Annotated in this window: 10 protein-coding genes; 4 read left to right on the forward strand and 6 right to left on the reverse strand. The window is 73.2% G+C overall.

The features are described 5' to 3' along the window. Positions 1-1,788: an HSP90 family protein gene (locus LADH09A_RS03025; RefSeq protein WP_238643198.1), complete on the reverse strand. Its 1,788-nt coding sequence runs from the start codon at positions 1,786-1,788 to the stop codon at positions 1-3. A gap of 122 nt (positions 1,789-1,910) precedes the next feature. Between LADH09A_RS03025 and LADH09A_RS03030 the strand changes: the two genes are divergently transcribed. Beyond that, positions 1,911-3,158, forward strand: a complete 1,248-nt coding sequence (locus LADH09A_RS03030; RefSeq protein ID WP_238643199.1) for an MFS transporter — start codon at positions 1,911-1,913, stop codon at positions 3,156-3,158. Here LADH09A_RS03030 and LADH09A_RS03035 read toward each other — a convergent pair. Beyond that, positions 3,155-4,312 (reverse strand): FAD-dependent oxidoreductase, encoded by a 1,158-nt coding sequence (locus tag LADH09A_RS03035; RefSeq protein ID WP_238643200.1) that lies wholly within the window; start codon positions 4,310-4,312, stop codon positions 3,155-3,157. The two genes, LADH09A_RS03030 and LADH09A_RS03035, sit on opposite strands and share 4 nt — an antisense overlap. Positions 4,313-4,418: 106 nt before the next feature. Between LADH09A_RS03035 and LADH09A_RS03040 the strand changes: the two genes are divergently transcribed. From LADH09A_RS03040 to LADH09A_RS03050, 3 genes are all read left to right on the forward strand, one after another. Further along, complete coding sequence (locus tag LADH09A_RS03040; RefSeq protein ID WP_238643201.1) at positions 4,419-5,000, forward strand: TetR/AcrR family transcriptional regulator; 582 nt, start codon at positions 4,419-4,421, stop codon at positions 4,998-5,000. A 68-nt stretch (positions 5,001-5,068) separates the two neighbouring features. Then, complete coding sequence (locus tag LADH09A_RS03045; RefSeq protein WP_238643202.1) at positions 5,069-5,617, forward strand: SigE family RNA polymerase sigma factor; 549 nt, start codon at positions 5,069-5,071, stop codon at positions 5,615-5,617. After that, positions 5,614-6,795: a hypothetical protein gene (locus tag LADH09A_RS03050; RefSeq protein ID WP_238643203.1), complete on the forward strand. Its 1,182-nt coding sequence runs from the start codon at positions 5,614-5,616 to the stop codon at positions 6,793-6,795. The genes LADH09A_RS03045 and LADH09A_RS03050 overlap by 4 nt, the downstream gene beginning before the upstream one ends. An 82-nt stretch (positions 6,796-6,877) precedes the next feature. Here LADH09A_RS03050 and LADH09A_RS03055 read toward each other — a convergent pair whose 3' ends face one another. From LADH09A_RS03055 to LADH09A_RS03070, 4 genes are all read right to left on the reverse strand, one after another. Further along, the gene (locus tag LADH09A_RS03055) at positions 6,878-7,780 is read right to left on the reverse strand and encodes a sulfurtransferase (RefSeq protein ID WP_238643204.1); all 903 of its coding nucleotides are present in this window, start codon (positions 7,778-7,780) and stop codon (positions 6,878-6,880) included. 91 nt (positions 7,781-7,871) lie between these two features. Continuing rightward, on the reverse strand, positions 7,872-8,318 hold the full coding sequence (locus LADH09A_RS03060; RefSeq protein WP_238643205.1) for an imidazolonepropionase-like domain-containing protein: 447 nt from the start codon (positions 8,316-8,318) through the stop codon (positions 7,872-7,874). Positions 8,319-8,320: 2 nt separating this feature from the next. After that, on the reverse strand, positions 8,321-9,088 hold the full coding sequence (locus tag LADH09A_RS03065) for an SGNH/GDSL hydrolase family protein (RefSeq protein WP_238643206.1): 768 nt from the start codon (positions 9,086-9,088) through the stop codon (positions 8,321-8,323). A 224-nt stretch (positions 9,089-9,312) separates the two neighbouring features. Further along, positions 9,313-10,012 (reverse strand): TolB-like translocation protein (locus LADH09A_RS03070; RefSeq protein WP_238643207.1); only part of this gene is annotated, 700 nt, incomplete at its 5' end.

Below are 10,012 nucleotides of genomic sequence, written 5' to 3' on the forward strand. Positions count from 1 at the left end.
TCACTCCTGTCCCGGCACGGCCCGGCCGAGCAGGCCGAGGAAGGAATCGTTCAGCAGGGCCGCGTCGGCCGCGCGGATCGGATGGTGACCGAGCAGCAGCGCCTGCCCGTAGAGCGCCTCGACGGCGAGCCCGACCAGCTCCGGGTCGGCCAGCGCGGTGACGCGGCGGACCAGCGGGTTGCGGTGGTTGAGCACCAACTGCGGACGGTCCGGTGGTGCGGTGGCGGCGAGCGCGTCGAGGACCCCTCCCCACAGTTCGTCGGCCCGGTCCCGGCTGGCCGCGAGCTGGTCGTTGAACGCCGCCGACCTGCTGACCAGGTACAGCGCGGGCAGCGACACCGGGTCGTACGCCCGGATCACCACCTCGCAGCCGGAACGTTCGACGGCCCGCTGCGCGGCGGTGAGGAACGGCCGCAGCGCCAGCTCCACCTGCGGGTCGAGGCTGTCGAAGCGGGTCGTGAGATCGCTCGGTTCCAGACGCTCGATCAGCACCGAGCGGTCCACCGCCGGCAGCCGCTCGATCAGCTCCGTGTCGAACGTGTAGCCGCCGTTGACCACCGCCAGATCCTGGGCGGCAGCCACCGCGGCGAGCTGGCGGAACTCGTCCAGGCTCGCCGCGTAGCGGAGCACGCCGTAACGCTCCCGGAACTCGGCGAGGGTGAGCGTGCCGACGTTGGTGTCCATCGGCCACCACCGGTCGACCAGCTGGAGCATCTCGTCATCGTGCAGCGCCAACGCCTTCACACCCAGGTGGTGCACCTGGAGGAACTCGGCCAGCCGGTGCGGGTCGTGCCGCGCCAACCGGACCAGCCAGCCGCGTACCTGGTCACCGAGGGCCTCCCGGGTCGCGGTCAGCAGGGTGTCCTCGTAGAGGGATTCCCGGCTGGCGGTGGGGCGCAGCTCGGTGGCGTCCACCACGCAGTGCGCGAAGAACGCCCAGTCCGGCAGCAACCCGTCGGCGTGCTCGGTGAGCAGCATCCGCTTGAGGTAGACCCGGTGCCCCGCACGGGCCGCCGGGTTCACCGGGGTGGGCAGGATGACGGCGACACCGGTCAACCCGGCCTCCGGCACGGTCAACGGCAGCACGTCGAACGGGTCGACGCCGAGCGTCTCCCGGGCGTACGCGATCAGCGCCGCCCGGTCGACCGGCGCGCCCGGCGTAGTCGGCCACGGCGGCTCACCGGTGGTGGTCACCACGTCGCCGACCCGGACGGTGACCGGCAGCAGCGAACCGAAGAGCCGGGCCAGGTCGGTGATGGTCGGGGTGGTGAACCACTGGTCGGCGTCGCAACGGGGCACCAGCGTGACGGTGGTGCCTGGTTCGGCGCGGGCGGCCTCCGGTGGTGCCAGGCTCACCGCGTACCGGCCGTCGGCGTAACCGGTCCAGCGGACCGTGGGGTGTTCGCCGTTGCGGGTGAACACCTGGATCTCGTCGGCGACCAGGAAGCAGGAGAGCAGGCCAATGCCGAACTGGCCGAGGAACTCGTGGCGGGAGAAGCCGAGCTCGTCCCTCTTGGAGCTGCGGCCGATGGTGGCCAGCAGCTCATGCACCTGCGCCTCGGTGAGGCCGATCCCGGTGTCGTGCACCCGCAGCGTGCCGTCGCCGGTGATCTCGGGAGGTTCGATGTGGACCAGGGCTGGCGCGTCCGGCTCGGTCGAGCGCCGCGCGGTGATCGCGTCCACCGCGTTCTGCAGCAGCTCTCGGACGTAGACCCGCGGACTGCCGTAGAGGTGATGGCTGAGCAGGTCGACCACGCCACGAAGGTCGACCTGGAAGGTGTGGTCCACGCGTGTCTTCTCCCCCGGTACCGAAATGCCGGCGCCCACCGTACCGATGATCACCGACACACGCGTCCCCCTTTCGCCCGGCTGCTTGACCCTCGACCCGGTCGAACCCGCACGGTCACCGGATGACCTCCTCAGCTCTGGGCCGGGACTTCCGGCTGCTCTGGTCCGCCGCCGTCTCGTCGCGGTTCGGGGACGCGCTGCGTACGCCGGCACTGGCCCTGCTGGCCGCGACCGTGACCCGCGACCCCCGGGTCATCGCGGCGGTAACCGTGGCCGGTCAGTTGCCGCCGCTGCTCTTCGGTCTGCTCGGGGGCGTGTACGCGGACCGCTGGGACCGCCGGCGGACGATGGCCCTGGTCGACGGCGCGCGTGCCGTCGTGGTGGCGGCACTGGCGGTGACGGTCGCACTCGACCGGGTCGGTGTCCTGGTGCTGCTGGTCGCGGCGTTCCTGCTCGCCACGCTGGGCACGCTGTTCGACTCCGCCTCGTTCGCGCTGTTGCCCGCGCTGGTGCCACCGGACGCGCTGCCCCGGGCGAACGGTCGACTGCAGGCGGGGTCCGCGGTCGCCGGCGGTTTCCTCGGGGCACCCGCCGCCGGTGTCCTCTTCGCCGTCGCCCCGGCCCTCCCGTTCGTCCTCGACGCCGTCACCTTCGCCGCGGCGGCGCTGCTCGTGCTGGCCCTCGCGCCCGTCGGGGGCACGCAGGCCCGGCCCGGCGCACGCCGTGGGTCGGTGTGGGGCGAGATCGTCGAGGGGCTGCGCTGGCTGCGCGCGCACCGGACCCTGTGGCGGGTCACCCTGCTCACCGCCGCGAGCAACCTGGCGATCAGCGGGATCATGGCGGTGCTGGTGCTCTACGCGTTGGACGTGCTACGGGTGCCGCCGGCCGGGTACGGACTGTTCGCCGCCGCCGCGATCGTCGGGGGTGTGGCGGGGGCGCTGGGGTCCGGTCGGCTCGCCGCCCGACTCGGCACCGTGCCGGCGTTGTGCGTGGTGCTCGCCGCGGAGACCGTGGCGCTGACCGGGTTCGCGCTGGCCCGGCATCCGGTGCCGGGCGGTTTCGCGTTGGCCGTCTTCGCCGCTGGGACGGTGGTGTGGAACAGCCTGTGGGCGTCGTACGGGCAGCGGCACGTGCCGGCCGGGCTGCTCGGCCGGGTCGGCGCGGCCCAGCGGATGGTCGGTCTGCTCACCGCACCCATCGGTGCGGCGCTCGCCGGGCTGGCCGCCGCCGCGTACGGGACGGCGCCGGTGGCGGGTGCGGCGGCCGGCACGTTCGCGCTGGTCACCTTGGCCGCGTGGCGGACACTGCGGCCGACCGACCCGCCCGTCGGTGCCCAGTCGGTGCCGGTCGCGCGGGACCTGGCGTCCTAGTGCGGCGTGCGATCCCGGTGGGACAACCCGGACAGGCGCAGCGCGATCCGTCGGCGCAACGGTGGCACGGCACCGAGCAGCCGCAGCAGCACGTCACGGGCCGGCCGGCGGGCCGGGGAGACGGTGGCCAGCCGGGTCAGCCCGGCGGCGAAGCTCAGCACGTCCTCGGCCATGGGCCGCTGCCGGGCGGTGTAGTCGTCGAGCAGCGCGTCCGGACCACCGTCGAGCACGTCCGCCAGGGCGGTGCCGAGGGCGACCGCGTCGCAGATGCCGAGGTTCATGCCCTGCCCGCCGGCCGGGCTGTGCACGTGTCCGGCGTCTCCGGCCAACAGCACCGGCCCGGCGCGGAACGTGTCGGCGATCCGGTGGTGCACCCGGAACCGGGAGCCCCAGAGCACCTCGGTCACCCGGTCGGGTCGTCGCCTCGGACCGCGTTCGTCGAGCAGCGCCTGGAGGTACGCCTCGTTTGGCGCGGCCGGGGCCACCGCCACGGCGGCGACCAGTCGGACCACCCCGTCCGGGAGCGGCGCCCAGATCAGCGGCCCGGAGCGGGCGAGGAAGAGCGCCGCCTCGTCGCGGGGCAGAACGCTTCGCACCCGTACGTCGGCGAGCACGAAGGACTCCTCCTCGCTCGGGCCGGTGAAGCCGATGCCGACCAACTGCCGGACCGTGCTGTGCAGGCCGTCCGCGCCGACGACGAACCGGGCGCGCAGCGTCTCCCCGTCGACCTGCGCGAGCACCCCGTCACCGGTGGTGGTCAACCCGGTCAACCGGCACGGCCGTCGCACCCGGACGCCGAGGTCGGCCAACTGCCCGAGAAGCACCGCCTCGGTGACCGACTGCGAGACCAGCAGCGCGTAGGGGAACCGGGACGGCAACTCGTGGAACGGCACCGACAGCAGCACCCGGTCCCGGTCGCGCACGGTGAAGCGCGGCGTCCGCACGCCCTGGGCGTCCAGCGGCGCCGCAGCGCCGATCCGGTCCAGCACCTCCAGGGTGTACGCGTGCACGACGGCCGCGCGGGAGGTGATCGGCGGCTCGGCCAGTTGGTCCAGCACGGTCACCCCGACCCCGCGCCGAGCCAGCGTCAGCGCGGCGGCGAGGCCGGTGGGGCCTGCGCCCACCACCAGGACGTCGGTGCTCGTGGGCAGCATGGCCACCTCCGGAAGACCGTTGCCAACACTTGTTGGCAAACACTTGTTGGCGACGCTAGATCCCTATTGATTGCCTGTCAACAGGTGTTGGCATACGGTCGTTGACATGACAGCGCCTGCCCAGCCGACCTCTCCCCGCCGCTCGGACGCCACCCGGGCGGCGATCCTGCGCGCGGCCCGGGAACGGTTCGCGGCGGACGGTTACGAGCGGGCCACGATCAGAGCCATCGCCGCCGACGCCCAGATCGACCCGTCGATGGTCATGCGCTACTACGGCAGCAAGGAGGGGCTCTTCGCGGCGGCGGCCGAGTTCGACCTCCGACTGCCCGACCTGGCCGCGGTGCCACCCCAACAGCTCGGTGAGACGCTGGTCCGGCACTTCCTCACCCGCTGGGAAGGCGACGAGACACTCGTGGCGCTGCTGCGGGCCGCCAGCACCAACCCCGGTGCCGCCGAACGGATGCGGGGCATCTTCGCCGACCAGCTCACCGCGGCCGTGGCCACGTTCGGCACCGACCCGGCCACGACCGCCCGACGTGCCGGCCTGGTGGCCAGTCAGATCCTCGGCCTCGCCTACACCCGTTACGTGGTCCGCCTGCCGCCCATGGTGGACACGACGCCGGAGGACCTGGTCTCCTGGGTCGCACCGACCCTCCAGCGCTACCTGACCGGAACGCCGGGGAGCTGACCCAACCTTTTCCCCCTTCCCGTGCGTCTGCCAGGTGACGCGCATCGCGACAGCCGGAAGGGGGGCGGATGGCAGCTACGAGAAGCGACGGACGCGACGGCTACCTCGCCTTCGTCGAGACCCACCAACACCGACTGCTGCGCGCGGCGTACCTGATCTGCGGCAACCGGCACCAGGCCGAAGACCTGCTCCAGGACGCGCTGCTGAAGCTCGCGCTGCGCTGGTCCTCGGTCCGGGACGGCGACCCCTCCGCGTACGTGCGGGCCATCCTCTACCGCGACGCCGTGTCGTGGTGGCGGCGCCGGCGGCGGGAATGGCTCAGCGCCACGCCGCCGGAGCAGGTGGCCCACGACCGGGACGGCGCGCTGCGGCTGACGTTGCACGACGCGTTGGGCCTGCTGCCACCTCGGCAGCGGGCCGTGCTGGTGCTGCGCTACTACGAGGACCTGACCGAGGTCGCCACCGCCGAGGCGCTCGGGGTGACCGTCGGCACCGTGAAGAGCCAGTGTCACGCTGCGCTGCGCCGACTCCGCGAGGTTGCCCCGGACCTCGCCCGGGATGTCCGTCCGAGCCGTCGCTCGGCTGACCTGACCAACGGCCTGGAGGTGAACCCGTGAACGAGCAGGAGCTGCGTCGACTGCTGACCGTCAGCGTCGAGGACGTACTGCCCAGTCAGCCAGCCGCCGTCGGATGGGAGCGGGCTCGGCGTACCCGGCGTCATCGGCGGGCCGTCGGGGCCGTCGCCCTGGCCGTGACACTGGTCGGCGGTGGCACGGTGGCGCTGCTGCGACCGCCCGTCGATCCGCCATCGACCCATCCGGTGGCGCCGACCGTCGAGCCCACCCACGCCGATCCCGTGCAGCGGCCCCCCGCCCAGTTGACCTTCCCTCCCGATCCGCTGGCCCGGCTCGGCAACCCGGCGACGGTGCGACTCTCCGAGCGACCGGTCCAGCGGGCGCTGGCGCTGTTCCAGCCGGTGGACGAGGAATATCACGCGGACGGCCCGGTGCGGGTGCTCGGCGACGACGGCGTGGTGCGCAGTCTCGACGTGGTGACGCTGGCCCCCACCAGGGACGCGGGCGGCAACGAGGCGCCCGCCGTGAAGCCGGGTGTGCTCTCGCCGGACGGCCGATGGGCCGCCTTCGCGCAGACCAACGAGCTGGTCATGGTCGACCTCGTCAGGCCGGGCGTACGCCGGATCCCGCTCGACGGCTACCTGGAGCTGGTTGTCTGGTCGGGCGACCGGGTGTTGGTGGGCGGCGACAACCGGACGTACGCGGTGCAGCGGGATTCCGACGCGGCGAGCACCATCGGCGTCTCGGCCTGGGACGTGGTCGCACCCGACCCGGCGGCCGGCCGCGAGGCGGCGCTGATCGAGATGATCGGCGAGCGGGGTGGCCTGAAACTGCGCACCCGGACCGCCCAGGACGGCGCGGTTCGCGCCGAACAGCCGGTCACCGCCTCGGCGCTGCCGTCGCCGTTCCAGGTCAACGAGTTCTACGGCCGGGGCTGGCTGCACGGCGAGCGGCTGGCCCGCGCTGCGTGGATCACCAACAGCGAGATCGACGGCGCCGAGGGGGCGGCCGTGCTGGACGCGCGAACGGGTGCCGTGGCCCACCTGCTCGACCTGGGTCGGGATCGCGCCAAGGGCTGCTGCGAGGTGCTGGGCTGGGACAACAAGGGTGCCGTCCTGCTTCGGCTGGAGCCGGCTGCGCTGGCGCGCTGGCACCCGGAGACCGGCGAGATCACCGGCATCGTCCGCGACCTGCGCGGCACGATCGCGCTTGCCGGCTGAGCGCCGCCCCCGCGCGACGGTGTGATCGCGCGGGGACGGCCGAGCCGCTCAGGCCGCCGGCCAGCTCAGGCAGCGGGGCTGGTCAGGCGGCGAGGCCGCCGGGCTGGTCGCCCTTGACCACGGGTGCCCGGACCAGGTTGCCCCACTCGGTCCACGAGCCGTCGTAGTTGCGCACCTGCGGGTAGCCCAGCAGGTGCCGCAGCACGAACCAGGTGTGGCTGGACCGCTCACCGATCCGGCAGTACGCGATCACGTCGTCGTCGGGGCTGAGCCCCAGTTGGTCGGCGTAGATCGCCCGCAGCTCGTCGGCGGACTTGAAGGTGCCGTCCTCGTTGGCGGCGGACTTCCACGGCTTGCTGACCGCACCCGGGATGTGCCCGCCACGCAGCGCGCCCTCCTGCGGGTAGTCCGGCATGTGCAGCGTCTCGCCGGTGTACTCACCCGGCGACCGGACGTCGACCAGCGGCCGGCCGGCTGCGATGTGCGCCATGACCTGCTCACGGTAGGCCCGCAGCGGCGCGTCGTCCCGCTGCGGCACCGGGTAGTCGGCGCGGGGCCGAGCCGGCTTGTCGCGGGTCACCTCGCGGCCCTCGGCGATCCACTTCTGCCGACCGCCGTCGAGCAGTCGCACGTCGGCGTGGCCGAAGAGCGAGAAAACCCAGAGGGCGTACGCGGCCCACCAGTTGAAGTTGTCGCCGTAGAAGACGACGGTGTCGCCCCGGCCGATGCCCTTCGCGGCGCACAGCTCGGCGAAGCTCTTCGCGTCCAGGTAGTCCCGGGTCACCTGGTCGTTCAGCTCCAGGTGCCAGTCGACCTTCACGGCACCGGGGATGTGACCGGATTCGTAGAGCAGCACGTCCTCGTCGGACTCGACAACGACGAGGCCCTCGTCGCCCAGGTGCTCGGCCAGCCACTCGGTGGTGACCAGCCGCTGCGGGTCCGCGTACGACTGGAGGCGGGGATCGGGATCGCTCGGCACAGACATGATCCCCAAACTACGCCGCACTGCGACCAGAACGCCCGCCATCGACGATCGGGGGCCGCAGATGTGGTGCGGGGAACGTTGATAGTGCCGTTCAGGCGCGGCGGTGGACGATGCGCCCGGCGACCACGGTCACCAGGCAGACACCGTCGACACCGTGAACCGCAAGGTCGGCGCGCCCGCCCGGAAGCAGCGCCGCCGACACCGCGACGGGCAGCACCAGCAGGTCGCTCCTGTCGACGGCAGCCCGCAGCAGCGGGTCGGTCAGGTGCTCGGCCAACACCGCCGTCATTCCGTTCCGCAGCAGCGCGTGCACCCGCTCGCGTGGGGTGGGCGCAGCCGGCAGCGGGCCGTCGTGCAGCAGACCCGGCCCCAGGGTGCCGGGCCATTGGCGGACCCGAACGCCCGGGTACGCCCCACTCAGCTCGGCCAACGGTCCGACGGCCTCGATCCGGTCGCCGCCCACCAGGACAGCGTGCTCCGGCACCGCCTCGCCGACCCGGTCCCGCCAGAGCAGCGGCGCGGTGTGAAGGGTGAGCACGGTCAGCCGACGATCGGCCCGAGCAGTGGGCGCTTCGCGGTCACCGTGTCGCCGGACGACCGACCGGTCAGCCGCCGCCGCACCCACGGCGCGAGGTGCTGACCGGCCCACCGCAGGTCGGCGGCCCGGGCGGCCAGCCACGGCGACGGGGCCGGGTGCGGCGGGACCATCAGCCACTCCTCGTCGCACCCGACACCGAGCGCGTTCAACACCTGCCCGGCGACCCGGCGGTGGCCGGCCGGGGAGAGGTGCAGCCGGTCGGTGCTCCAGAGCATCGGGTTGAGGAAGGTGTCGTCGGCGTACAGGTCGACCATGATCGCCCCGTGCCGCTCGGCGGTCTCGCCGACCGCTTGGTTCAGCAACTGCACCCGGGGGGCGACGAGACGCTGGCCGGGCAGTCGGGCCATCACGTCGGCGAACCGGAAGAGCAGCACGTCCGCGCCGCCCGAGCGCAGTTGCCGGACCACCTCGTCGAAGCGGGCCACCAGCGCGCCGGGGTCGAAGTTGCGGCGCAGCACGTCGTTGCCGCCGGCCGCGAAGCTGATCAGGTCGGGCTTCATCGCCACCGCCGCCGGCACCTGCTCGGCGACCACGCCGGGGAAGAGCCGGCCGCGGATGGCCAGATTCGCGTACCGGAAGTCGGGGCCCGCGTCGGCGGCGAGCCGGGTCGCCACCAGGTCCGCCCATCCCCGGTAGGTGCCGTCCGGGTACGCGTCGTCCATGCCCTCGGTGAAACTGTCCCCGACCGCGACAAAACTGCGCCAGCGCACCCGCGCCCCCCTTACGCCATTCGTTGCCTGCGGCGACCAGTCTTTCACCGCGGGCACGTTCGATACCGCCCCGATCGGCGGACGTGGCGGAGGTCATGGGCCGGTCGTGCGACAACCCCCGCCGCCCGATGCCGGCGGCCTGCGCCGAGGCGGTCGACAGGAGCGACCGGCCACCCACGTGAGCGGCCGGTCCCCGTCGTACCGGTGGCGGTGCACCGGTTGGCTCAGCCCAGCAGGCCACCCCACGGGTGACCGGCCGGAACCGCCGCGCCGGCCCGCACCCGGCCGTCGGCGCCGTAGCGGACCAGCTGGTACGCCGGCGCGTCGTCGGCGGGCGTCGCGGTGTTGACCTGGACCACCAGATCACCGTCGGCCAGCGTGACCGCGTCGATGGCCTGGCCGTGGCCGGTCGGCTTGCTCCAGGCCCGATCGAACGGCGCCAGTTCGGTGGCCGCCCCACTGGCCCCGTCGACCTGGTAGGTGCGGAACTGCCAGCCGCAGGCGCAACCACCGGCACTGGGCACGTGGGTGCTGATCACCAGGGACCGACCGTCGCGGGAGATCCCGGCCACCGCGTCGATGACGAGGTTCTTCGGGACGCGCGGTGTGATCGAACGTTCGGCACCCCGCTCGTCGCGGACGTGCACCGCCCGGTCGGTGAACCGGGAGATCCACCCTCCGGACACCGTCGGGCAGGTCGCCTGCCGGTTGGCGAGCACCTTCCGGCCGGTGCCGTCGGCGTTGACGGCGACGACCGTCCAGTCGTTCTCCCGGCCCAGGCCGAACAGCACCCGCCCGGAGTCGAGCCAGCTCGGGGCGCAGGTCTGCTGACCCTGGGTCGGGACGGCGCGCTGGTTCGTGCCGTCGAAGTCGCTGATCACCAGCCGGCCGGCGGAGGCCTCCACCCACGCGGCCCGCCGACCG

The organism is Micromonospora cabrerizensis, assembly GCF_022230955.1.
Classification (GTDB): domain Bacteria; phylum Actinomycetota; class Actinomycetes; order Mycobacteriales; family Micromonosporaceae; genus Micromonospora; species Micromonospora cabrerizensis.